Origin of the sequence: Paenibacillus amylolyticus, from assembly GCF_036894225.1 — a bacterium.
In the GTDB taxonomy this organism is placed as follows: domain Bacteria; phylum Bacillota; class Bacilli; order Paenibacillales; family Paenibacillaceae; genus Paenibacillus; species Paenibacillus amylolyticus.
Window position 1 is genome coordinate 370,302 of the sequence record NZ_CP145892.1, and the last position, 24,773, is coordinate 395,074.

General features: G+C 48.6%; 18 protein-coding genes. 14 read left to right on the forward strand and 4 right to left on the reverse strand.

Translation table 11 applies throughout. The features are described 5' to 3' along the window. Window positions 1-116: 116 nt before the first annotated feature. Both murQ and V6668_RS01820 read right to left on the reverse strand, forming a co-directional pair. Entirely contained in the window at window positions 117-1,022 is a 906-nt protein-coding gene (gene murQ / locus V6668_RS01815; RefSeq protein ID WP_338707568.1) for an N-acetylmuramic acid 6-phosphate etherase, read from the reverse strand. A 22-nt stretch (window positions 1,023-1,044) separates the two neighbouring features. Then, complete coding sequence (locus V6668_RS01820) at window positions 1,045-2,007, reverse strand: N-acetylglucosamine kinase (RefSeq protein ID WP_338707570.1); 963 nt, start codon at window positions 2,005-2,007, stop codon at window positions 1,045-1,047. Between the two features lie 356 nt (window positions 2,008-2,363). Here V6668_RS01820 and V6668_RS01825 point away from each other — a divergent pair, with 356 nt between their 5' ends. The 7 genes from V6668_RS01825 (at window position 2,364) to nagZ (ending at window position 10,651) form a co-directional block, all read left to right on the forward strand. Then, complete coding sequence (locus V6668_RS01825) at window positions 2,364-3,716, forward strand: ABC transporter substrate-binding protein (RefSeq protein ID WP_338707572.1); 1,353 nt, start codon at window positions 2,364-2,366, stop codon at window positions 3,714-3,716. 55 nt (window positions 3,717-3,771) lie between these two features. Continuing rightward, complete coding sequence (locus tag V6668_RS01830) at window positions 3,772-4,695, forward strand: carbohydrate ABC transporter permease (protein WP_036616502.1); 924 nt, start codon at window positions 3,772-3,774, stop codon at window positions 4,693-4,695. Between the two features lie 64 nt (window positions 4,696-4,759). Continuing rightward, window positions 4,760-5,593 (forward strand): carbohydrate ABC transporter permease, encoded by an 834-nt coding sequence (locus V6668_RS01835; protein ID WP_017691096.1) that lies wholly within the window; start codon window positions 4,760-4,762, stop codon window positions 5,591-5,593. Window positions 5,594-5,636: 43 nt separating this feature from the next. Beyond that, window positions 5,637-6,746 carry an ABC transporter ATP-binding protein gene (locus tag V6668_RS01840; protein ID WP_017691095.1) on the forward strand — a complete coding sequence of 370 codons (1,110 nt, stop codon included), beginning with the start codon at window positions 5,637-5,639 and terminating at the stop codon, window positions 6,744-6,746. A 242-nt stretch (window positions 6,747-6,988) separates the two neighbouring features. Continuing rightward, window positions 6,989-7,699: a hypothetical protein gene (locus V6668_RS01845; protein ID WP_338707573.1), complete on the forward strand. Its 711-nt coding sequence runs from the start codon at window positions 6,989-6,991 to the stop codon at window positions 7,697-7,699. After that, window positions 7,699-8,895 carry a DUF1343 domain-containing protein gene (locus V6668_RS01850; RefSeq protein WP_338707574.1) on the forward strand — a complete coding sequence of 399 codons (1,197 nt, stop codon included), beginning with the start codon at window positions 7,699-7,701 and terminating at the stop codon, window positions 8,893-8,895. Before V6668_RS01845 ends, V6668_RS01850 begins: the two co-directional genes overlap by 1 nt. A gap of 31 nt (window positions 8,896-8,926) precedes the next feature. Next, the gene (nagZ, locus tag V6668_RS01855) at window positions 8,927-10,651 is read left to right on the forward strand and encodes a beta-N-acetylhexosaminidase (RefSeq protein ID WP_338707575.1); all 1,725 of its coding nucleotides are present in this window, start codon (window positions 8,927-8,929) and stop codon (window positions 10,649-10,651) included. A gap of 161 nt (window positions 10,652-10,812) precedes the next feature. Here the strand turns inward: nagZ and V6668_RS01860 are convergent, their stop codons facing one another. Continuing rightward, window positions 10,813-12,213, reverse strand: coding sequence for a serine hydrolase (locus tag V6668_RS01860; RefSeq protein ID WP_338707576.1), 1,401 nt, complete (start codon window positions 12,211-12,213; stop codon window positions 10,813-10,815). 266 nt (window positions 12,214-12,479) lie between these two features. Here V6668_RS01860 and V6668_RS01865 point away from each other — a divergent pair, with 266 nt between their 5' ends. Both V6668_RS01865 and V6668_RS01870 read left to right on the forward strand, forming a co-directional pair. Beyond that, window positions 12,480-14,453 carry a methyl-accepting chemotaxis protein gene (locus tag V6668_RS01865; protein WP_338707577.1) on the forward strand — a complete coding sequence of 658 codons (1,974 nt, stop codon included), beginning with the start codon at window positions 12,480-12,482 and terminating at the stop codon, window positions 14,451-14,453. Window positions 14,454-14,727: 274 nt separating this feature from the next. Beyond that, a complete protein-coding gene (locus tag V6668_RS01870; protein ID WP_076329888.1) occupies window positions 14,728-15,924 on the forward strand; it encodes a DUF2087 domain-containing protein in 1,197 nt (398 codons plus the stop codon). Between the two features lie 196 nt (window positions 15,925-16,120). Here V6668_RS01870 and V6668_RS01875 read toward each other — a convergent pair whose 3' ends face one another. Beyond that, window positions 16,121-18,121: a methyl-accepting chemotaxis protein gene (locus V6668_RS01875; protein WP_036673048.1), complete on the reverse strand. Its 2,001-nt coding sequence runs from the start codon at window positions 18,119-18,121 to the stop codon at window positions 16,121-16,123. Between the two features lie 446 nt (window positions 18,122-18,567). Here V6668_RS01875 and V6668_RS01880 point away from each other — a divergent pair, with 446 nt between their 5' ends. The 5 genes from V6668_RS01880 (at window position 18,568) to V6668_RS01900 (ending at window position 24,617) form a co-directional block, all read left to right on the forward strand. After that, window positions 18,568-19,272 carry an AzlC family ABC transporter permease gene (locus tag V6668_RS01880; protein WP_036673217.1) on the forward strand — a complete coding sequence of 235 codons (705 nt, stop codon included), beginning with the start codon at window positions 18,568-18,570 and terminating at the stop codon, window positions 19,270-19,272. After that, a complete protein-coding gene (locus tag V6668_RS01885) occupies window positions 19,263-19,592 on the forward strand; it encodes an AzlD domain-containing protein (RefSeq protein WP_036673050.1) in 330 nt (109 codons plus the stop codon). Before V6668_RS01880 ends, V6668_RS01885 begins: the two co-directional genes overlap by 10 nt. 133 nt (window positions 19,593-19,725) lie before the next feature. After that, window positions 19,726-20,382: an SGNH/GDSL hydrolase family protein gene (locus V6668_RS01890; protein WP_051449896.1), complete on the forward strand. Its 657-nt coding sequence runs from the start codon at window positions 19,726-19,728 to the stop codon at window positions 20,380-20,382. A gap of 298 nt (window positions 20,383-20,680) precedes the next feature. Then, window positions 20,681-22,672: a heparinase II/III domain-containing protein gene (locus tag V6668_RS01895; protein WP_051449897.1), complete on the forward strand. Its 1,992-nt coding sequence runs from the start codon at window positions 20,681-20,683 to the stop codon at window positions 22,670-22,672. Then, entirely contained in the window at window positions 22,665-24,617 is a 1,953-nt protein-coding gene (locus V6668_RS01900; RefSeq protein ID WP_338707578.1) for a glycosyl hydrolase, read from the forward strand. The genes V6668_RS01895 and V6668_RS01900 overlap by 8 nt, the downstream gene beginning before the upstream one ends. Window positions 24,618-24,773: the final 156 nt, after the last annotated feature.

Here is a 24,773-nt window from a genome sequence, read left to right on the forward strand (position 1 = left end):
GCAGGAGGGGATTTTTTGACGGATTATATCCGCTTTTAGAATAAAAAAATAAAAAAAGAGCCCAGACTAATGTTGGGCTCCTCTCTTTCAACCTCTAATAATACCCCCTGTACGGCTCAGGAAGGCCCCGCAATGGCGCTGCGGACAAATCCGTCAGCCAGATCAAGCCTGTGCTGGGCTTCCGTTGCGTCCACACCTGCCATCAGCATGACGATTGCCGTTTTTACATGACCGTCTGCACCGGTAAAAGCCTCTTCAATATCCGCTTCATTTGCTCCGGTTGCCAGATGTATCATGCGTTTGGCCCGATGGACAAGCTTTTCGTTCGAAGGGTTCAGATCAACCATGAAATTACGGTAAACCTTGCCCAGACGAATCATGGCGGTAGTGGTGAGCATATTCAGAATCATTTTCTGGGCGCTGCCTGCCTTCATACGTGTTGAACCCATGACAACCTCTGGGCCGACAACAGCCTCAATGCTCACATCAGCCAACAGGGTCATCGGCGTGCCTGTATTATTACTCAGGCTGATCACCGTAGCCCCGATCTCCTTGGCGTGTCTCATCGCACCCAGCACATACGGCGTTCGTCCACTGGCTGCAATGCCAACCACAACATCGTTTTTGTCTAAGCCATGTTCATCAAGGTCGGCAGCTCCCAACTCCTCATTATCTTCAGCACCTTCAACCGGGTCCTTCACTGCCCGGAATCCCCCTGCAATAATACCCTGCACCATGGAGGGCGGGGTTCCGTAGGTAGGCGGGCATTCCGAAGCGTCAAGTATTCCTAATCGTCCACTGGTACCTGCGCCTACATAAAAAAGCCTGCCGCCAGACTGAAATGCCTCCAAGATCCGATCCGCAGCTTGAGCAATGACCGGAATGAGGGGCTGAATGAGCTCCGCAATCCGTTGATCTTCCTTATTAATGAGCTCCATAATTTCTGCCGAAGGCAATTCATCTATATGATCCGTTAGTGGATTGGGTTGTTCTGTTAGTAGTGAATTCAGCATGTGATTCATCCGTATGGCCTCCTTCTCTCTTTTAAAATGATTCATTCAGGGAACAGCGTTTTCTTGCCAGTTGTGCTGCGCCAACCGCTGGAGCGGGGGCATCTTCACGATATACAAAGTCCAACTCTCCATAATATCCCGATAACTTCAGGATAAATGTATTTCGGAAAAGTGTAGCGTATCGAAACATTGATCCGGACAGGACAACCGGAGTGGATGCAAATTCGGGATGACGTGCAATCAGCGCCTTGGCGGTATCCGCCAATTGTGAGGCTTCGTCAATGATCAGTGCGCGGGCGGCCTCATCTCCGAGTTCAGCAGCTTCCATAGCTAGGCGGGCGATGGATGCGGTCTCGGTTTTGCCCCAATCCGTCTGATACACTCGCGTCTTTAGCTCCGATATATCCCGAAGGTTCAGATTCTTTAGAAGAAGAGGGGTTAAGCGGGTTGGAGGAAGAACACCGTCATAACTCTGCATAACCACTTGGAGTGCACGCTGCCCAATACGATAGCCGCTCCCCTCATCTCCGAGCAGATGACCCCAGCCTCCTGCACGGTATCGCTCTCCTTCCCGCGTAAATCCGTACACGATGGACCCTGTTCCAGAGATGCATAATACACCGTGCGTATGTCCAAGAGAGGCCATCAGAGCAATCTCTCCTTCGGATACAACCCAGACTGGACAGTCTTCTGGTGCCTGTTGATTACGAATCTTCATATAGTTATTTACTGCTTCGGCTATAAGTTGCCGTTCTTGGATCGTGTCTACACCTGACATACCAAGGCATATACCCTCACAATTTGTCGATAAATCACTTATTAGATTAAATAGCTGTTCCAGCACTCGTTGCAGTTCGGAAATGGCCTGTTCAGTTGATACGCTGTGAGGATTCGTGGGACCACCGCTGAGTCGGGCGAGAATTTCACCAGATTCAGAAATGACTGCTGCATCAGTATTGGTACCGCCTCCATCTACGCCTACATATACTCGCAAAGTGGCTCACCTCGCTTGCTTGGGTTTTCTTTTTACATAGTATAGTTGCATGAAAAGAAAAAGTAAAATTAAATTTTATAATAAAAAATAATGTTGAATTTTTATTTTACAACTCATATAATGAATTCAATCTACAATTTTGGAAGGAATTAATACTGTTAATGTCAATTAAGTTGACGTTAATATTGCATTTAAGAGATTTAGCCTGCGACTAGCAGGCCCAATCTACAGGGGAGGTGCTTTTCCTTACTGCCGCGTGTATAGGTGGATTGCGTTTGAAGGCCGAACGATCACAAAGGGGTAGCATGGTTAGGCAATGAAAGAATCGGATGATGACATGCAAAGGAGATGAAGGGATGAAAAAGAAGGGTCTGGTATGGGCAATGTTGTTGATGATGGTCTGGGTTACAGCCTGTGGGAATAGCGGAGGTGCTGCTTCGGATGACCCGAATGCCGATGATACGGTAACGGTATGGACCTATCCTGTACATGGCACATATGAAGAAGAACTGAAGGATCTAATCTCTGATTTCAATAAAGAACACCCGAACATTACCGTGAAGACGGAAATGCTCTCCTGGGCGGAAGGGCCCAAAAAATTCGATGTCGCTTTGAACGCGGGCAACCCGCCGGATCTTTACTTTCATAGCGTAGACGGCACATATGTGAATACGGGATTGGCACTTGAGCTGGACAGCTACCTGACACCTGAGATCAAGGACGACTACCTGCCAGGTACGCTTGATTTAGGCCAGATTCAGGGGAAACAGTACGGACTACCGTTGTATCAATTCCAATGGGCATGGGGTGGTAACAAACGCATTCTGGAGGAAGCGGGCATTGATTGGAAGTCCATTCAACAAAATGGCTGGACCTGGTCCGAATTCAACGATGCTGCTGCCAAGCTGACCAAAACGCTGGATGGCGGGGCCAAGCAATATGCACTGGTTACCGACGGAACTTCGCTTGACTTCATTGAAATGCTGTCTCGTAACAACGGGATGATCGATGTTCTTGATAAAGACGGCACGTTCCAATGGAATGATGGTCGCATTCTGGATACCCTCTCTTTTATCAAAAACCTGATGGATCAAGGGTATATGCCGAAGGAAACGGCGGCTCTCGCTCCAGCGAAACGGACGGATATGTTCTACGCGGGGGAAACGGCGATTATTTCCAAAGCGATTCCTTATTATGATGTGATGATTCAGAATCGCAACAAGGACATCGATGATGGCAAGGTGCAGGGAGAGAAGATTGATTTTGTCCTGTTGCCTGTACCACATAATGATGATCAACCTGCGGCCACAACGATGGGCGGCGAAGGGTATGTAGCCTTCAAACAGAAAAAGGACAAGGGCGAACAGCATGCCAAAAATACGTTCCTGGTGATGGAGGCGCTTAGTGGTGCCAAAGCAGGGAACTCGGCCAATGAACTGGCGCTTCCATTCGTAAGACAGTCCCAGGTGGATCTGTTTAAAGGAAAAGAGCTTGGTCAACCGGATAATCTGGCTGCTGCAAAAGTCATGGCAGAGAATATCGCGATGCCGGTTGTACTGGAACTGGATATCGACAAAGCATCTCAGCAAAAACAATTCAAGGAACAGGTTGTGAAGCCTAATATTCAGGCGCTGTTCTCGGGTGAAAAATCACCGGAGCAGATCGCAGAAGACTTCAAGAGCAAAGGCCAGCAGATGTTTGGACAATAACTTGGACAATCAAACATAACGTAAAACCACACTGATTAGGAGAGGAGGATTCGCCATGCAGACCGCCCTTGCGCCAAAATCGTCAGTGCCCCGGACTTCCCGGGTTGCCCGGTTTTGGCGAGACTACGGGTGGGCGTATTTGTTTATTTTGGCGCCTGTCCTGCTGTTTCTCATTTTCACACTGTATCCCGTTCTGACGGCTCTTGTGATGAGCTTCCAGAAATACAATATTATGAACTCGACGTGGGTTGGATTGGATAACTATGAGCGTTTGGTGAAGGATGAGACATTCTGGAAGTCGATTAAAAATACAGTCATCTTCACCGTAGGCACAGTCCCGGTCAATATTCTCATTACATTTGTACTGTCCTATTTCATCTATCAAATGAAAAGCAAATGGCAGACATTTTTCAAAGCTACCATGTATCTGCCTGCGGTAGCCTCCGGGGTGACCATCTCCATTGTATGGCTGGCGATCTTTGACCCGACGGATTCAGGACTGCTTAACCGTTTCCTCGGTCTGTTCGGCCTGGATCCGGTGATCTGGCTGGGCCAGTCGGGAACGGCACTCTTTTCCCTCATTCTGATGAACTGGCTTGGATCGCACGGAGCGGGCATTATTCTGTATCTGGCAGCCATGGGTGGTATTCCGAAATCGCTGTACGAAGCGGCGGATATTGATCATGCCAGCGGCTGGACCCAGTTCAGCAAGATTACATGGCCGCTGCTCAAACCAACGACGCTGTATCTGCTCGTCACGGGTGTCATTACATCCTTCCAGGTGTTTATCTCGGTATATCTGATGACACAGGGTGGACCAAACTTTGCGACAACTACAATCGCTTATCTGATCTATGAAACGGCATTTAAATTCTATGAGTTCGGATTGGCTTCGGCTCAGTCGTTTGTACTGGCGATTATCATCATTGTCATCTCCGTCATACAGTTCAAATATTTCTCCAGCGATATTGAGTATTAGAGGTAGTTCAAAACACGTACTATTAGGGCACGTTGCATTAAGCATCCGGGGGTGAATGAAATCCATGAAATCAACACAGAAAAAGATACTGCTCGTTGTTGCATCCATTCTGCTGGTGGTCTGGGCGCTGGTGACGGTCATTCCGATGTATTGGATGCTCGTTGGTTCGGTGCAGGATAGTGCGATGTCGGCTTCGTTTAAACCACAGATGATTCCGGAGCAGTTGTCGTTATCACCATATGAGCGCTTCTTTGCCAAAACTGATGCCTGGCGCTGGTTATACAATTCGCTGCTCATCTCGATCATTCTGACCGTAACAAATGTATTCTTCGCCTCCCTGGCGGGATATGCATTTGCCAAACTAAAGTTTCCGGGTAGTCAGGCGGTATTCTGGACTTTGCTTGGGACCATGATGATCCCGGCGCAGGTGACACTGATTCCTTTGTACATTCTGATGGTCAACGTGTTTGACCTGGGAGATACGTACACGGCCATTATTCTGCCTGCTGCCGTTAGTGTGGGCAACATTTTCTTGATGAAACAGTTCATGTCTACGCTGCCCACATCGCTGATACATGCGGCACGTATCGATGCATGTAGTGAATTTGGTATCTTCTGGAAAGTCATTCTGCCGATGGCAAAGCCGGGAATCGCGGTGCTGGCGATATTCACGTTTGTGGCTTCGTGGAATGAATTCTTCTGGCCGTTCCTCATTACCAATTCCAACGAGATGCGTACCATTCAGGTGGGGCTGGCCTCGTTCGTATTTGCCGAATCAACGGACTTCGGCGCGATGATGGCGGGGGCTACAATAGGTGCTCTGCCCATGATCATTCTGTTTTTCTCACTGCAACGTTACTTCCTGCAGGGCATTACGATTGGTGCAGTTAAAGGTTAACTGTTAGTTCAGGACAAGCGACAACGTAAAGGGGGATCTACCTATGGCACGCGTGGAGTTTCGCCAAGTGCGCAAAGAATTCAAAGACGATCATAAAGGAACGTTCACGGCTGTGGCCGGCTCGGACTTTGTTATAGAAGATAAGGAATTCGTAGTGTTTGTGGGTCCTTCGGGCTGTGGCAAGACAACGTCACTGCGGATGATTGCCGGACTTGAAAAGCAAACGAGCGGTGATATTGTGATCGGTGACCGGCTTGTTAACGATCTGCATCCGAAGGATCGGGATATCGCGATGGTATTTCAGGATTATGCACTCTATCCGCATATGACCATCCGTGAGAATCTTTCCTTTGGCCTGAAAAACCTGAAAAAGCCAAAGTCCTACATTGATGAACAGGTGCAGAATGCGGCCTCCATTCTGGGACTGGAAGCGATGCTGGAGCGCAAACCACGCGAGCTGTCTGGTGGTCAGCGCCAGCGTGTTGCGGTGGGACGGGCGATCGTCCGTGATCCGCAGGTGTTTTTATTCGACGAACCACTGTCCAATCTGGATGCCAAGTTGCGGGTACAGATGCGGGTGGAGTTGGGAGAGCTGCATAAACGTCTCGGTGCCACGATTGTGTACGTGACGCATGATCAGGTGGAGGCTATGACACTTGGGGAACGCATCGTGGTCATGAATCATGGAGATATTCAGCAGGTGGCTTCACCGAAAGAATTGTATGCGAGTCCGCGGAATATGTTTGTTGCCGGATTTATCGGTTCCCCGGCGATGAATTTCATTGATGCCCGGATTGAAGGCACGCAGGTTGTCATCGAGGGAGCATCATTCACCTTGCCAGCAGATGTACTCGCTCGTCTTCAGAGTCATCAAGGCAAGCCGGTGATTATGGGGCTGCGTCCAGAGCATATTTTTGGTGACGATGTTGCTCCGAATATCCCGACAGACCACATGCTGCAGGCGCGAGTTCAGGTTGTAGAACATCTGGGCTCCGAGAATTTGGTGTATTTCCATTCCGGTGCCCGTACTGTTACGGCCAAGGTTCATCCGGAAACACATGCTTATGTAGGTATGGACAAAAATTTTGTACTGGACCTGCGTAAGGCGCACTTTTTCGATCCAGAGACGGAGCTTGCGATTGGACGGGAGTAAGCGGCACTGAAGTTCGTTACAATTGGCATGCCTCGGAAATCCGTCGTTTAAGGTGCGGTAGATTCGTTAGCACGTTGCAAGTTTGGTACAACATACTGACCGGCGGTGCGGCCAAGCCAACCCAAATGGGGAGCCCTTTTAAGACAGCCCTTGTGGGCGAATGCTTCGCTTCTCCAGATTTGTTCTGTTTTCTCCGTATCGTGTAAATGTTTGGTCCAACTTATATAGAAGGGAGAATAAAAATGCGTAAGCTGAGTGAAGTATTGATCAAGTCGGGCGCGGAAATCTATCGGGATATTATTCCGGTGGCCTTGTACAGTGTCGTTAGCTCCATCGTATTGGTTCCCATTCTGATGTTTGCTCCGCTGCCGATCGCGGTGCTGCTACTGGCCTTGATATATATGCCCATCCTGTTCGGTGTTTGTTATGCCGTGCATCACAGATTGGAACGTAAGGAACGGCGCAATGGACTTAAGGATATTTGGATCGGAACGTTGAAGGGAATAGTCCCGGGAGGATCGGTGGGTGTGCTTTTCGCGGTGCTTGGCTTCATTCTATGGTCAACCTGGTGGTATTACGGTGGACAGGGTGGAATTACAGGTACAGCAGTGGGTGTATTCCAGACTTTCTTTGTTCTCATGGCGCTGATGTCACAGTTCTATACCTGGCAGCTTGTTTTACAAAAAAACATGGGCATCGTTCAGGCGATGGGGGAAAGTGTAAAGCTGTTCTTCCGTCACCCGGGGTACACGATGGGCGCTTGTTTTCAGGCCATGTGCTTAACTGCTTTGCTGATGCTGACTGTCGTTGGTTTTGGAGCGCTGTTTGGAGGTATGTTTGCCATCTATCAGCATAAGGTTGCTCTTAATATGCTGGAGCCTGAAGAAGAGCCTGTCGTAACAGGCGGTAATGATCACCAGCATACAGGCTGGATCAGCCAGGGGAATGTGTGATGGGTCAGTTGAATGGGACCGAGCAGATCCCGGCTGTAAAAACGGGAGTTGATCTTCTATCCAGAGGGTTATCACATCCATGGATAACGGGTAATCGAATCGGTCTAATTACAAACCCGACTGGTATTACAGCGGATTTTGTATCGACAATAGATGTGTGCGCCAGACTGGCTAATGCCATGCTTACAGCGCTTTATGCCTGTGAGCACGGACTGTGTGGAGAGCTTCAGGCGGGTGTCAGATTCGGAGACATGCTTCATCCACGTCTGGACATTCCGGTGTTCAGCCTGTATGGAGATTACAAGAAACCTACGCCTGCAATGCTGGCTGGAGTGGATACGGTGCTGTTCGACATTCAGGATGTGGGCATCCGTTATTACACGTATGCCTCAACCTTGTTCCATATGATGGATGCCTGTGCTGGAGCAGGCAAACGCATGTTGATTCTGGACCGTCCCAATCCGCTGGGTGGAAACGTTGTGGAAGGCGGTGTGCTGAACGCGGGGTATGAATCACTCGTTGGCGCTTGGCGTGTACCTGTACGTACCGGATTGACGATAGGTGAACTCGCCCTGATGGTCAACAGCGAGATGGATGTACCTTGTGAATTGGACGTGGTTACCATGGAAGGATGGCAGCGCTCCATGGAGTTTGCGGATTGTGGTCTTCCCTGGATGTTACCCTCTCCCAATATGCCCACGCTGGACAGTGTGCGGGTATATGCGGGTACGTGCCTGTTCGAAGGCACTAATGTATCGGAGGGCAGGGGCACGACCCGCCCATTCGAGTGGATTGGGGCACCCTGGGTTGAGGGTGAGCGTTTGGCGGAACGATTTCGGGAATACAAGCTGGAAGGTGTGCATGTGCATCCAGTGTACATGTCGCCAACATTCTCCAAACATGCAGGTGAGCTGTGTGGTGGTGTAAGGATTTTTGTAACGGACAGCAGGAAATTTCGGGCGGTAGAGACAGGGTTAGTGCTTTTGCATGAACTGGTTTCACTTTATCCGGAGCAATTCTGCTGGCTGGAGCCGCCAGAGCCAGGTTCAAGGTACTTTATCGACCTGCTGGCAGGGGGGAAGGAAGTCAGGGAAACGATCCATGACCGGGCGGGCTTCGTTCGTTTAATCGAAGATTGGAATGTACAGGCAGCGGAATGGAAGGAGCGGCGAAAGCCGTTTTTGTTATATGAATGAACGGATGTTTGTTAGCGGAGGGAGGCATGAAATGAGTGGGCCAAAAGAGTTATACCAGTCGAAGCTGAAACAGATGACTTTGCGTGAGAAAATCGGGCAAATGCTGCTTTGTGGCTTTCATGGCACTGAAGCTGCTGGCGATGTGGAACCCTTTCTCCGAAAGTATCCAATCGGTGGCGTGATCTATTTTGCGCGCAACGTTGAGTCGCCAGAGCAGGTAGAGCGGTTATCGTCAGGGCTACAGCAGATTGCCAAAAGCAGCGGTAATGTGCCGCTCTGGATATCCATTGATCAGGAGGGCGGCATGGTTGCTCGAATTACCGAAGGAATCGCCTTGATGCCTGGACCAATGGCCATTGCCGCTGCCGGTTCCATTGACGATGCATATCAGGCGGCATATATCAGTGGGTTGGAGCTGAAGTCCATGGGCATTAACATGAACTTTGCTCCAGTATTGGATGTAAACAATAACGCGGCCAATCCGGTCATCGGTGTACGATCATTCGGCGAATCTCCACAATCCGTTGCAGAATATGGAGCCAGAACCATTGCGGGAATACAGGACGCTGGAATTGCAGCGACAGCCAAGCACTTCCCGGGGCATGGGGATACGGATACCGATTCCCATCTGGACCTCCCAATCATCACTCATGATCGTGAACGGGTAGAGCGCCTGGAGTTGATTCCATTCCGAGCCGCTATCGCCGAAGGTGTCGATGCCATGATGTCGGCGCATATTTATTTTCCTGCACTGGAGCCAGAGCGTCTGCCCGTAACGCTATCGCAAACCGTATTAAGCGGTCTGCTTCGCCAGGAACTGGGTTATCAGGGCATGATCGTGACAGATTGCATGGAGATGGATGCCATTGCCGTGAACTATGGCACTGTCGATGCAGCCGTAATGGCGGTAGAGGCCGGGGCAGATCTGGTGTTAATTAGCCATACGGCTAAGCTTCAGGCAGAGGCATTTGAAGCATTGTTAGCAGCTGTGAGGAGTGGACGGATTAGCGAGAGACGTATTGATGAGTCGGTGAATCGCTTGCTGATGTACAAGGCGAAACGTGGTTTGTTGGAGAGTGAAGCGGGTGGTGCAGGTGATGAGGAAGTGTATGGCGTAGTATCGAATGCATCATTGCCAAAGGCATCAAACGTTCCTGCTCTATCCAGTGGGTCGAAGCGCAACAGTTCATTACACCAAGAGGTTGCTCGCCGTATTAGTGAGAACAGTATCACACTGGTGCGCGATCAGCTGAATATGCTACCTTTGAAGCCGGAACGCACGCTGGTCATAACGGTTGCCACGTCCGTGACGACAATTGCCGACGAACAGCTGACTCAGACATTCACCTTGGGCTCAGCCTTATCCATGTATGGTCTGGATGTTGTTGATCTGACGGTCACACCCGAGGAAGTCGCCATTCGTTCCGCACGTCTGCTTCAGGCAGCGGAAGCAGATGACATTCGGCAGATTGTGGTGGGAACCTACAATGCGGGAAGTCCCTCCGGCGATCCACAGTGCAGGCTGATTGGTTGGATACAGCAATTGGGTAAACCACTGGCTGTTGTGGCATTGCGAAGCCCCTATGATCTGCTGGCGCTCCCGGATGCCGAGGTCTATGTAGCGGCTTACGAGAGCCGGCCACTTGCCATGGATAGCGTCGCTCAGGCGCTGATGGGGCGCATTCCTTTTGCGGGGAAACTTCCTGTAACATTAAAGCAAACAGATGATGAAGAGCGGATGTCTCCTAGGCATTAATAAGAATATGAGTAAATCTACCTTTTGCAGGATGAAGAAGAGATGGATTGTGGGTTGAGCGAAACGGAAGTGTGAGTCGTTAAAATGAGAACATATACAACACAAAGAGACGATCCTTTAAAGGACCGTCTCTTTGCTCATTATAAGCTATAAATTATAGATTATTGCAATTGCAGTGCTTTGGCTGTCTGTGCCTCAACTTCATCCAAAAGTGAAGTCATGTCCATACCTGCGTGGTTGCCAAGCAGGATAATGGTGATATCATCGGACAGATTACGTGAAAAGGCTGTGGCAAACCCGCCACCACTACCGTTGTGGAAGACGGTACGGTTTGCGCCATTCTCTTTGAGAATCCAGGCGTAGCCATAGTTTTTATCAGAATAAGGCTCATACATCTGTTCAATCGTATCCTGGCTTAGAATCTTGTCCGTATACAGCGCACGATCCCATTTCAGCATATCGTCCACCGTGGAATAGATGGTTCCTGATCCGGATTGAGACACATAGTAAGGTGCAGTTACCCATGCGTTATCTTCTTGAACAAAACCACTAATCGTGTGCACTTTACGGGAAGCTTCTCCCGAATTTTTCATGCCAAGTGGTTTCAATATCGTCTGCTGCACGTAATCGGCATAACTCATGCCAGATACCTGTTCAACGACGTATGCAAGTAAAACATACCCGCTGTTGCTGTACAGATAGGCACTTCCTGGTTCAAACTTCAGCGTTTTGTGGCGAATCTCTTCTACAGTCTCTTCCATAGAAGTTCCTTCACCCCGACCAAATGCTGATGGCAGACCTGAGGTCTGAGATAAGAGCATATGCAGCGTGATCTGATCTCCCTTCGGTATACCGGAGATGTACTTGGAGATTGGATCTTGCACATCGACCTTTCCTTCTTCCGCCAGACTAAGAACGGAAGCGGCCGTGAAGGATTTGCTCAGCGATGCGATTCGAGTCTTCTGATCTGGACGATTCAGTGTCTGTTCGTCGGCAAGTCCGTAGCCTTGCTTTAGGAGTACTTCACCATCGCGGGCGATCAGAGCCATACCTGGATAGTTGATCTCGCGCAGATACGTATCAACGCTGGCAACCTCGCTGTTCAGCAGGCTGACTTGATCGGTGACCATCTTTACACTCATCTGCCCCGTGGCTGTACGTTGGACCTTGATGTCTGCCTTGATTGCATTAGCCATGGCCCGGACAGGTACCATCAACGTACCGTTAACAGTACGTGAATTCACACCTGTAGCCAGATCGACCTTGTTTACTTTAATGGAATTGCTGCCAGCCTGATGAATCAGCTTGTCTCTGCCAACGGTAATGGTAGCCGTCTTGGTGCGATTATCCCATTTCAACGTGCCTTTAACCGATGTGACCACATCCCGCAGTGGAACAAACGTTGAGCCTTTGATGATAAGTGGTGCGTTCTTCCAGGATTGTTGCTCACCATTCACTTCAATGTGAACTGCTTGCGTCGCCTGCGCTGCGGATGCCGTAATACCAGCCTGTCCCAGAATCGGGCCTGCACACAGGATGAGCGCTAACAGAATGCGGAACATGGATGAATATACCGTGGAAACATGTTGCCTTTCATTTGCCTTGCGTAAGATTTGAATCCTCTCCTTCCAATCGTTTCATGAATAGCCAGCTTATGAGCATTGTAAACGATCTCGCTAAGGGGGTCAAAACGAATAGAAGGATTAGGTGAATCCATCTAAACTGACCGAAAAGATTAAATTTATTCTAATTTAGTATCTATACATAATATTTTTACAGCAATTGTCCGATAAAAGGATGGGTGAAGATTATGATGGGGGATAGTTTAATGAAGAAAAGGATTCGAAATTGGTTTACTTTAACCGTAAAAAAACGCCTGATCGCTGCATTGCTCCTGTTCCTGATTGTACCGAGCATTACTGTTGGTTGGTTGTCTTATCAAAAAGCTGCTGACCAGGTTAAAATGGAAATTATTCGTTCCGCACAAGCCAAAACAGAAATGCTTAGTCTGCAGATAAATCAAATGCTGGATATGGAGAAGGATAACGCAGCGCAGATGGCTGCGGGTATGACTTCAAACGATATTATTAATAAATCCCCTGCACTGCAAAGGCAGATGGATCGGATGTCTCAGAATCATAAGGAACTGGGTGTACTCACCGCAGGTGCGGAAGATGGTAGCTGGATGAAATCTCCTGATCCCGGGGAACAGATCTATGACCCACGTGAACGTTCATGGTATACGATGGGCATGTCCCAGGACGAACCTGTAATCTCGGATACGTTCCAGTCGGTCACAACAGGTGAATGGGTTGTAACGGCAGCTGCCAAGCTGGCTGATGGCAAAGGGGTATTCGGGGCCAATGTCAGTCTCAATCATCTGAAAGAATCCGTTGATCAGATACGTATTGGTAAAGAAGGCAAACTGTACATGCTAGATAACGGGGGTAAATTCCTGTTCCACTACAATATTGAATCCGGTACACAGTCGGATGAAAGCTACATTAATGAGATGTATACGAAGGAAAGTGGAACGGTGAAGTATACATATGATGGTCACGAAGTGGAAGCTGTGTATTTCACCAATCCGGTGACAGGTTGGAAAATTGTTGGCGAGATGGTTCCTTCCGAAGCAAGTGAAGCTGTAATGCCTATTTTGATCCGTGCAATTACAATTGTGGCATCTGCATTGGTTATCGGGTTGATTCTGCTTATATTCATTATCCGCAGCATTCACCGGCCATTGCTGCAATTAACGCAGGCAGCATCCAAAGTAAGCGCCGGGGACCTCACCGTAAGGGTAGGTTTACAGCGCCGGGATGAGTTCGGACAGCTCGGGGAAAGCTTCGACACGATGACGACTTCCCTACGTAGTGTGCTTGGAGAGGTGCATGATACATCCAGCCAGCTGGCGGCATCTTCTGAAGAACTGATGGCGAGTTCCGAGCAGACATCCAAAGCCACAGAACAGGTGGCTGAACTGATGCAGGATGCAGCTGCGGGAACGACTTTGCAGAACAATAGTCTTGCTGCTACAGGTCAACTCGTGGGCGAAATGTCCATTGGAGTAAAAGAGATCTCATCAAGTGCTGAAGACACCGCTCGTATCGCTCTGGATGCATCCACTAAGTCGGAAGCAGGTATGGTTACAGTAGAAGAAGCGGTTACCCATATTCAGCAGGTGAATGATGAGAGCAAAGCCATGTCTGTGGTCATTGAGGATCTGCGCGCGAAAAATGAAGAGATCCTTGTGATTGTGGCCGAGATTACGGCCATTGCCAAGCAGACGAACATTCTTGCATTGAATGCATCCATTGAAGCTTCAAGAGCTGGCGAGCAAGGGCGCGGATTCGCGGTTGTAGCCAACGAAGTGAAGACACTGGCTCACAGTTCAGGCGCTTCAGCCGAGCGGATTAATGAGCTTATGCATGAGATGCAGGAGAAAACCAATGCGGTGCAATCCACTTTTGCCCGTACGGGAGAAGGTATGGTGAAGAGTTCGCAGATGGTTACAGAAGCAGGCGAAGCATTCAATAACATTCGTACTGCGGTACAGTTGGTGGCTGCACAAGCTGGAGAAGTATCCACGGCTTCCCGTCAAATTGATGGGGGCATGAGTCATATCAACAAGGCAGTAAGTGATACAATGGTTCTGTCGGACAGAATTGCCTCTGGAACGGAAGATGGATCAGCGGCGGCTCAAGAGCAGTTGGCTACAATGGAAGAGGTTGCGGCTTCTTCGGCAGCATTGTCACGTATGGCTGAAGATCTGCAAAGCATGATTGAACGGTTTAAGTTGTAACAGAGATTGAAATGAGACAATGATTGAGGATAAATGCTTATGGAAGGTGCTGAAATGCCCTTTCTGCGATGAGACTGCAGGGTTGCGACCCTGCGGTCTTTTTTCTGTTGAACAAGGGGCATCCGTTATGTCTTTAAACATAGCATTCTTTTCCGTTATATTGACATAAAATAAACAAAACTATATTATATCTATAAATAAACAAACATAATTATAAAATATTTGATTGATATACGGTTGGAATGACCATACAATGATAAAAAGGAGCTTTTACATGAAATCATCGGAATCCTGGTTGCAAACAGCTTCATTGGAAGAGATCAAGCGTGGTTATATGGAGGAGGGTCCCGCCTATATATGTGTCTGCTGCGGATACAGGACGGAATCGGGGATTATCTATCCTGAAGAAGGAGTGCTCTATGAGGCAGCCCGTTATATGCGAGTGCATATTGAGAAGGTTCATGGATCGGTATTTGAATATTTGCTGGAGCTGGATAAAAGCGTAACCGGATTGTCTGATGTCCAGCGGGGCTTGTTGTCACAATTCTATGAAGGCAAGAAGGATGCTGAAGTACAGAAGACCCTTGGCATCGGGAGTGCTTCCACGATCCGGAATCATCGGTTTGTATTAAAGGAGAAGGAACGGCAGGCCAAGATATTTCTGGCATTAATGGAGCTTCTCAAGAGTAAAGATACCCAAGCCCCGGCTGAATGGGTGTCGTCGGTGACAAGACATGGGCATACGATCCATCCGAACTCATTTGATATTACAGAACAGGATCGGGAGAAGGTGTTAAACAAGTATTTTCCAGAGGGTACTGGCGGTCGGCTGACGACATTTCATATGCAGCAAAAGCATAAATATATTGTGCTCATCGAAATTGCCAAACGATTCGAGACAGAGCGCAAATATTCCGAAAAACAGGTCAATGAGCTTCTGAAGGAAGTTCATGATGATTACGTGGAAATACGGAGGTATCTCGTCGACTATGGTTTGCTGGAACGTGAGCCAGACGGCAGTCAGTATTGGTTGGGAAGCCACACAGATCAACAGAGCGCCAAAGTTGGAAAACAGAAGCGCAAAGAAAAGGGGGAGCAGGAGAAGATGAATCGTCGCAAAGAATTGCAGGAACAGGCCAAAGAAGTTAAAACGGAAGCGGGCGTCTACCAAATTCGGAATGAACGTAACGGCAAAGTTTATATCGACAGCACACTGAACCTGAAAACCATTAACGGACAACGGTTTATGTTACAGATGGGTAGCCATCTGAATCGAAGATTGCAGGCTGAATGGAATGAATATGGAGAGACTGCGTTTGTGATTGAGGTGCTGGAGACATTGAAACAAGACGATAACCCGTATTACGATTCCAAAGATGCACTCGCCAAATGTCTGAATCGCTGGTTTGAACAGTTAGAGCCCTACGGAGATCAAGGGTACCACGGAGATAAAAAGCAATCTGCTGAATAGGAGAGGCATTTTCCTCTCTAAAATGCCTGACCTTTTATAACCCATAAGCCCCTTTGCCAATATGATGGCAAAGGGGCTTTGGGTGTTACAGACTACTTATTATTATATAAGTTGAACTAATCTTTTACACGATAACAGCGATTGGAAGGTTATTCTGTCATCGTAGTGTTAGTGTAAACAATCTTTAGTTCAACGACTACAGCTTGAATTGTTCAACCAGCTTCTGCAGCTTATGAGCCAGATGGGCAAGGGAATCAGCAGAAGATGATATCTCCTGCATGGAAGCCACTTGCTCCTCCGTAGCAGCAGAGATGTTCTCCGTTCCATCGGCATTGGTTTCCGATATGGCGTGGATCTGATCAATGGATTGCACCACTTCGGCTGTACTTGCAGACATCTGTTGTGAGGCGGCTGCAATGTTCTCGAGCTGATGATTGACGACCCCAACAGCCTCACTAATCTGGGCAAAAGCTTCATCTGCAAACTGAACGGCACGAATGCCGTTGCTTACATCCTGTTGCCCGATCTGTACATTGTGATTGGCCATTGAAATCTCCTGTTGAATCGCTCCGACCATCTCTACAATCTTCTGGCCGGACAGGCTCGATTGTTCCGCCAGCTTGCGGACTTCGCTGGCAACAACGGAGAAGCCGCGTCCATGCTCACCTGCACGTGCTGCTTCAATAGAAGCATTGAGAGCAAGCAAATTGGTTTGTGTAGCGATATCTGTAATGACAGATACCATCTCACCAATGGATGTGGAATGCTGTCCAAGTCGTCCAGCAGTATCTGCCATACCTTGCACAAAGCGACTGACGGAACTCATCTCGGATACGGCCGTCTGCATGGTTGCATTCCCTTTATCCGCGAGCTCACTTGCTTGCATGGCAGCTTCGGATACTTGCTGTGTGCTGTTCGTTACCTGTCCCACACCTCCAGCAAGTTCATTCATCTGCAGTGCCGTATGTTTCAGGTTGCTTGTTTGTTTCTCAAGTCCAGCTGCGGATTCTTCCGTGATCAGGGCGACTTGCTCTGTTGCTTTGGTTGTCTCCGATGAGTTGACTGCCAATTGTGTGGATGAGGCGGTTAACTCGTCAGCTGTGTGTCGCACGTCCTGGATAACGGTTCGCAAGGATTCGCTCATCTTATTGAAGCTGGTGCTCAGCTTGCCGAATTCATCCTGTCCCAATACAGCAACCTCGATGGTCAGATTACCATTACTAATTTCGTCAGATGCCTTCACCAAGCGGTTCAGTGGTTTGGTGATTGATTGCACAATCCAGAAAATAATGATGGAGCTTACCGCAATTGCAATCGCGACAACAATAAGTGTGGTATATAGGATCGGACGGACAGAAGCCGTCACTTCCCCACTGTCAATGACACCAACCACGGTCCAGCCCGTCGTTTCATTGGTGGAGAAAAAGGCGTGTTCCTGGTTTCCATTTAGTGTATAGGTCAGACTTCCGTTTTTCTGTGCAAAAATATCTTTATAGGGTGCCATGGTTCCTTCGGTCCCCGGTTTTTCGGTAGGATGTACAATGATTTTATTGGCATTATCAATGATATAGATATAACCCTTCTCGCCAATCTTCGTGGAGTTAACCGTCTTCGAGAGGGCTTCAAGCGACAGGCTGACAGAGACGACACCATGGCCATCCGCTGAGGTCTGAGCTACTGAAGCAACAACATTGCCGGTATTGCTTGATAAGTAGGGGGTGATTACGGTAGGGACATCTTTGTTCTGCGTAGCAGCCTGATACCACGGGCGTTCGCGCGGGTCATATCCTTCTTTGTTCACCGCAGTTACAGGGGAGTTAATATACACGCCCTGATCGGTACCGATGGAGGCAAGTTCTACGTCATCATGCGTTTCCTTGTACGCGTCGAGCAAGGTACGGATGGTATCTGTTTCGTCACCCTGATTGGGTCCGACATTGCCTGCATCCAGCTGACTTGCCAGGAAATCAACATTTTTGCGTGTTGCACCAATGATCTGGTCAATAGTTTGGTTGAGCACAGTAACACTGCTGATCGCGTTCTCATACATTTTCTCTTCAACCTTGGCATCAGCTGTTTGGAACGAGATAATGCCCAGACTAATGGTTGGAATGAGCAATACAATGGCAAATGACAAAATCAGTTTCTCTCTCATCTGCATTGTTCTTTTGACCCCTTGTTTACGAATTTTTTTCATACACATTCCCCCTCTGTGTAACCCATCCCCATGTCTAGTGGACAAGCCCATCTGGTAAAAGATATTTCATTCCATCCTTTCCAGAAGTTTCTGGTGCTATCGTATGACAAATTTCGCGTTTATTCAACATAATTTATGAGTTTCGCGAAAATATTTTTCGGTTTTGTAGGTATTTAGGATTACATCTGTTCTATAAAAAGTAATCTGTCTCTCCCTTAGTGCACATCTTGTGGTATATTTCTGAATTAATGTGAAGTGAATTCTGCAAAATGTGAAATCCATAAGACATGTAACTGGTCATGTTGAATACACAAAGAAGTTGTTTTCATGAAGAGTGGACCTTGATGGATCTACATCCATATATATCGGTTTATGGGGACTGAAATTGGAGAGGGGTTGTAAGGCAGTTGGACCAAAGTACACTACAGATATCTGGACAGGAGAACATGGAAGAGGTCCAGGATCAAGCTACATTCATGCAGGGGGTCAAAGATTGTATCCCAACCCTGCTTGGTTATTTGAGTATTGGCTTTGCGGCGGGTGTTATTGAAATGACCGCGGGTCTGAGTCTGGCGGAAACGGCACTGCTCAGCCTGATTTTATATGCAGGATCGGCTCAGTTCATTGCAGCAGGCATGCTCGCATCGAATGGATCAGCAATAGCCATCATGTTTACCATATTTTTTGTGAATCTTCGTCATTTGCTGCTCAGTGCAGCTGTATCACCGTATTTTCGGCATCTGACCCCGCTTAAAAATATGTGGATTGGTTCACTGCTTACCGATGAGTCTTTCGGCGTGGCGATGACACGTGCGATTGGCAGGGAAAGGCTTAGTGAACGCTGGATGCATGGTCTGAATATTACCGCATATCTGAACTGGTTCGTGGCTAATATGGCGGGAGCGTACTTTGGACGCTGGATCACCAATCCTGAACGACTGGGTCTGGATTATGCCCTGCCAGCGATGTTTATTGGACTGGTTGTACTCCAGTTGGTGCATCGCAAAAACAAAAAAATACACATTAATGTGGCTATTATCGCCGTTGTCTGTGTAATCTTCGCCAGCATGGCTTCACTTGGCAGCATGAGTGTCATTGTGGCTGCGGTCATTGCGGCAACGATGGGAGTGTTCATGGAACGATGGAAGTAAGATGGGATGTATTCTGGATTATTATGGGTTCGGCGCTATTAACATTTATCCCGCGTGTACTGCCACTGATGCTGTTCAGCAAGATACAGATTCCAATGTGGTTATTACGCTGGCTGGAGTATGTACCCGTAGCAGTCATGGCAGCACTGATTGGTCAGGAACTGTTCATGTCGGGCAACCAGTTAGTGCCGATTAGGCACAATGCAGCTCTGTGGGCCTCCCTGCCTACGATTGCAGTAGCCATCTGGACACGCAGTCTACTTGGAACCGTATTGGTCGGTATTGTGGCTATGATGATTTTGCGATATTGGATCGGATAATTGCTAGGAGAGTCATAAGATGGCGACCCTCAGTGATGAAAACGCTATTTTCTATTGTGACCGAAAGGGATAAAATGGAGACTGAGGTGTTCAGTGTTTCCATTTTGCACAAGAGGAAGGAACGATTTCAATCATGAGTACAAGTCCATCCGTTATATTGTTTCAGGGAGACTCGATTACAGATGGGGGAAGATCACGTAATGATGATCCAAATCATTTTCTCGGACACGGATATGCGTATCTGATCTCCAGCAAACTGGGTATGGAACTGGCGGGCAAGCAAAAGACCTTCTATAACAGAGGCATCAGCGGGGATCGGGCATCCGATCTGTACGCACGCTGGAATGAGGATACCATTAGTCTAAAACCGGATCTGATCAGCATCCTGATTGGGGTTAATGATGCCTGGCGCACGATGAATGGTGAACCTAGCGGGGTAACGGATCGTTTCGGACGGGCGTATCGCCATTTGCTTGAAGAAACTCGGGAAGTGATGCCGGATACGGGGCTGATTTTGATAGAGCCGTTTATTCTGAGAACCGGAGCAACTGCGGAGAAATGGGAAGCCTGGGAAGAGTATATCGGTCAATATCAGAAACTGGCTCAAGGTCTTGCTGAAGAATTTGGAGCTGTGTGGGTGCCATTGCAGCAGACGTTTAATGATGCTCTGAAACAGGCGGATGCAGCGTACTGGTTATGGGATGGCGTACACCCAACCGCAGCAGGTCATGAGCTGATTGCACGCCAATGGTTGTCTGTTGTACAGAATTCTTCGCTTGCGATTGTGTAATAACAACAGCGGACAGTTGCGATATGGGCAGCGGCATTATAGGTATTCAAGATCAGTTGAGGATATAAGATAGTTAAGAATATGAGATAACCATAAAAAGCCTGTGGTGACAGGCAGAATGCAACGGAGAACCTGACGAAGGTTCTTCGTTTTTTTTGGTTAGGAAGGAGAAGGAAGTAACGTCGTGGAAAGGGTTCTAATGGATAATTCTTCAAAAATGCTATCATATCCGGTAAAATGAAATCGATTACATTATAATATGGGCATGACAATCCATTAACGAAGAGTGGTGAATCCAATGGAAGATTCCATTCACGAAGTCGAAAATGAAAATATAAACCAACGTGGTACTGAGAGCAGAGCATTGAGTTCCTTAAGTGCCGACAGACTCTTGGAGAAGTTATCCCGGCCTGAATTGGCTACGTTATACACAGACTTGAAGGCTTACGGTGAACGTGCCTTGAAAGAACCCATGCCTTCCTTGTCGTTCCGTCTATATCGACAGTTCAGCGATAGGGGTGAGCGAAAAGCCTATGAAGAGGCTTATTTCGATCGAAGGGGCAGACTTGCTGCTGTGGCGATGCTCGCATTAGACACAGCTAGGCCGGATGCACTGCAGGCGCTGGAAGAAATATTGTGGGACGTGTGTGGTGAGTATACGTGGTGTTTGCCCGCGCATCTGGGTATGGGAGAGGTCAACCAGGTGAATGGGAACATCGATCTGTTCGCCGCAGAGACAGTACATATGCTGGCCGAGATTGTGAACATTTACGCCGAGCGGCTGGATCGCCTTGTCATAGAACGGATCAGGTCTGAAGCAGAACGGCGAATCTTCACTCCGCTTTACCGGGAGCAACGGAAGTTGCACTGGCAGACAGCGGATCACAACTGGTCGGCGGTCTGTGGTGGGTGCTGTGGCATGGCCGCATTGTTGCTGCTCGAGGATGAGTCCACACTACAGGAATCGATCTCCCATACGGTCAGCTGTATGAACGCATTCTTGAGCGGATATGGCGAGGATGGCGGCTGTGCCGAAGGCATTGGATATTGGGTATATGGATTTGGTTATTTCACCTATTATGCCGAGATGCTTCGTGAGTACAGTGAGGGCGAACTAGATCTGCTGACGGGTTCCAAAATAACAGCTATCTCAGCCTTCCCGCTGCGAGTTCATTTGTCAGGTGGAACATTCGTAAATTATTCGGACAGTGCCGAGCAGGAAGAGATCCCTTCCGGATTGCTTTCCCTGCTCGCATCCCGATTTGGGTTGCAGGTGGATTTGCCGCTTCATATCCCACTGCTTACCGATGATCCCTGTCATCGCTGGGCTCATCTGTTGCGGAACGTGATGTGGAGCGATCCGGCAGTGTATGGTGATGAAGGTGCCTCTGCGCAGGCTGAACGGGGATTTATTTTTCAAAATCTGTGCTGGATGATTGCAAAAGGATCGTTCGATTCTCCGGATACAAAACATGCGAACGGCGCACCCCTTCATGTGGCTATTTCCATTAAAGGCGGGCATAACGATGAACCTCACAACCATAATGATCTGGGGCAGTTCATTATCCATTGCGGTGGTGAGAATATTCTGTGTGATCCAGGAGCAGGGTTGTATACCCAAGCGTATTTTGCGCCAGGCAGAGAGCAGCTGTTCCACATCTCGTCATCCGGTCATAACGTTCCGCTCATTGAAGGCCAGGAGCAATGCTCCGGTCGGCAAGCGCAAGCCCATGTGTTAGAGGCAAAGCTGGCAGAGGGTGGCGGTGAGCTGGATACTACTTTAGATCTGACATCCGCATACCCTGGGGCTGCTTCACTGGCTCGGTATACGCGCCAATTTCATTGGAAAATTTCTCCTGACGGTAGTAGAGATCGAGCAGAATTGCGTCTGATTGACCGTTTTCAATGGAAGAGCAGGGTGGTGTCTTCGGCAGAACGATTCTCTTCGGTGGATGATTCAGATGCAGGATGTTCGAGCGTAGTGGAGCGCTGGATGAGCAGAGTACAACCTGAGGTGGTGAAGAGCGGTAACCTTCGCTGGCAAGGCATACATGGAACGGTCCATATGACGTATGATGCGAACCAGTGGCAGGTTTTTACGGAGGTTATGAACACAGTTGATCATGGAAATGTTCCAGTCACATTCTATCGGACGTCACTATCATGGACAGGTGCAATTGATGAGACAGATGTTCGGACAGAACGCCCTAATTCGCTTGAAACGGTATGTGAGGTACGCTTCATCATTGAACCGAAAATGGAAGAAACCGAGGTGAGCATGCGTGAGTAAATATACATCTGCGTCCACATATCCATGGAAAGATGAACTCGAACATTACCGTACATTGGCAGAACAAGCGGGCCGCCCTCCGGCAGACGGCTGGAATAGGGAGCGCAAGTTGGCACTTGTTGAAAGTGTTGTTCGCGCTTACACACCATATCAGGACAGCCAGGGTGCAATTATCGACCCGTTCTCGGGTGTGGAGAGATATTATTCTACACCGGCCTATGCGATGGCTGCGGCAGTTCTGGTTGATGCAGGGCGTACAGATTTGCTCCAATCGGCAGCAATAGCCCTGTCACAGAGCATTGATGCCGTAGTCAATGGTAGCGCACCAGACAATCACCCTGATTTTTTTCCGGTGCTCATGATGAGAGCTTATATGTTGTTGAAACCACACCTGCCTGAACAAGCACAGATCTGGGCTGAGGCACTCAAGACGATCAGTCCTGAACAAGATTATGTATTTACGATGAGCAAGATGAACAATCCCAATCGCATGATTAACTGGAACGCCATTATGATCTCTGGCGAATATCTGCGGTGGCATGAACAGCTGGCGAATGAGGGTACTGCGTGGATGGATCGATATCTGGAAGCCTATCATCTACCCCGGTTTACAGCCCTTGGGTTGTATCAGGATGGACCGCTGGACCGCCCGAATTGTCCATTTTCCTATGATATTGCCACCCGTTATCACCTTGGGGTGATGCTCGAAGCAGGTTACGAGGGAACCACTGCCGATACGTTACGTGAGCAGCTGCGCCATGGTGCCTTCAGCTCGTTACTTTCGCTCTCGCCGCTAGGTGAGATTCCACCCCGTGGTCGCAGCTCCCAGCATCAGTGGAATGAAGCTGCCGCAGCTTATGTATGTTCTACACATGGAACGCAGGCTCTGGAGGCGGGAGATCCGGTGATGGCGGGTGCTTTTGCACGTGCGGCCAATCGGTGTTTTGCTGCTGTGGAGCGCTGGAAGATGGATGATGGACGCTTGAAAATCGTGCGCAATGAATACGCGCCAGAAGATCGGCACGGGTATGAAATCTATACCAACCACACCTGTTACAACCTGTGGACGGCAGCAGCGCTTGCTCACGCTTGTCTCAGTGATCCGGGAGACGATGTGAGCGAAGTATACCTTCCTTCCGAGTTAGGCAGCAGGGTTTTGCAGACCGATGGGTGGTTTGAAACTGTGATTGCTTCCATACCTGGTCAGCAACTGGTATTACACACGGCGATGAATGATCCGTATACGATTCCTGGTTTGGTACGGATTCAACAGATGGGGTTACCTGGTCTGATTGGTCCGTCCGCTGCCAGCCATGTGCAGGCCGGGTTTACGGAATTTGCCGAAGGGGCGGTTCGTCCGCTCAGTTACTGTCCTACCTGGAAGACACCAGATGGGGTATGGCACAGTCTTGCAGAGGGGATTCCATCCGGTGGTGCATATGATCGGGATGTTGGATTAGACCCTGCTCAGGGAGGTGGTTCCATTGTGTATGAGAAGGTGGACCATGATACACGGAACCAAGTGGAGCAGCATCTGGAGGAAAGAGCGGCAGAAGATGGCGTGAACGCCTTGGAGAATGCTTTTGCCGTGACATGGGTCGGTCCATTACCCGGAATTAAAACATTGCTTACCCATTATGTACAACAGGCGGATGTGCTGACTATAACGTATGAATTCGAAGGAGAGATCGCTGCAGCAGGGGCACTCATTCCGTTGATGTTCCATGATGGTCGTGAACAGGCGGTGATTACCCATACGGATCATAGCGTACGAACGGAGTATCGAGGGGCGTATGTAGAATCCACTGCGCTGGATCAGGGAGCCATAATTCATCTGGAGGAACAGGCTGTGGCCTCCCGTAATGGTTTACTGAAGGAAGCCCGGATTGAAGTGAACGGAGCACGTAGGTTGTCATTTGCGATCCGATTGGGCGGGGTTAACTGAAGGTGTTCAGGTTGAGGATCATTAGATCTTCAAACATCTCAAAACAGCTCGAAGCATAGTTGAAAGTGTTATTCGTGGATGATTAGTGATATTTATCGGATAGCTATTGCAGTTACGGCATACGACGCTATAGATAAGTTGAGGATGAGCTGGAGC

Excerpts from the sequence above, each read along its gene's own strand:
- nagZ (WP_338707575.1), top strand. The coding sequence starts at position 8,927 with ATGAGTGGGCCAAAAGAGTTATACCAGTCGAAGCTGAAACAGATGACT.
- V6668_RS01875 (WP_036673048.1), bottom strand. The coding sequence starts at position 18,121 with ATGAAAAAAATTCGTAAACAAGGGGTCAAAAGAACAATGCAGATGAGA.
- murQ (WP_338707568.1), bottom strand. The coding sequence starts at position 1,022 with ATGAATCACATGCTGAATTCACTACTAACAGAACAACCCAATCCACTA.
- V6668_RS01880 (WP_036673217.1), top strand. The coding sequence starts at position 18,568 with ATGGAAGAGGTCCAGGATCAAGCTACATTCATGCAGGGGGTCAAAGAT.
- V6668_RS01845 (WP_338707573.1), top strand. The coding sequence starts at position 6,989 with ATGCGTAAGCTGAGTGAAGTATTGATCAAGTCGGGCGCGGAAATCTAT.
- V6668_RS01835 (WP_017691096.1), top strand. The coding sequence starts at position 4,760 with ATGAAATCAACACAGAAAAAGATACTGCTCGTTGTTGCATCCATTCTG.
- V6668_RS01885 (WP_036673050.1), top strand. The coding sequence starts at position 19,263 with ATGGAAGTAAGATGGGATGTATTCTGGATTATTATGGGTTCGGCGCTA.
- V6668_RS01860 (WP_338707576.1), bottom strand. The coding sequence starts at position 12,213 with ATGTTCCGCATTCTGTTAGCGCTCATCCTGTGTGCAGGCCCGATTCTG.
- V6668_RS01870 (WP_076329888.1), top strand. The coding sequence starts at position 14,728 with ATGAAATCATCGGAATCCTGGTTGCAAACAGCTTCATTGGAAGAGATC.
- V6668_RS01850 (WP_338707574.1), top strand. The coding sequence starts at position 7,699 with ATGGGTCAGTTGAATGGGACCGAGCAGATCCCGGCTGTAAAAACGGGA.
- V6668_RS01865 (WP_338707577.1), top strand. The coding sequence starts at position 12,480 with ATGAAGAAAAGGATTCGAAATTGGTTTACTTTAACCGTAAAAAAACGC.
- V6668_RS01890 (WP_051449896.1), top strand. The coding sequence starts at position 19,726 with ATGAGTACAAGTCCATCCGTTATATTGTTTCAGGGAGACTCGATTACA.
- V6668_RS01825 (WP_338707572.1), top strand. The coding sequence starts at position 2,364 with ATGAAAAAGAAGGGTCTGGTATGGGCAATGTTGTTGATGATGGTCTGG.
- V6668_RS01830 (WP_036616502.1), top strand. The coding sequence starts at position 3,772 with ATGCAGACCGCCCTTGCGCCAAAATCGTCAGTGCCCCGGACTTCCCGG.
- V6668_RS01895 (WP_051449897.1), top strand. The coding sequence starts at position 20,681 with ATGGAAGATTCCATTCACGAAGTCGAAAATGAAAATATAAACCAACGT.
- V6668_RS01840 (WP_017691095.1), top strand. The coding sequence starts at position 5,637 with ATGGCACGCGTGGAGTTTCGCCAAGTGCGCAAAGAATTCAAAGACGAT.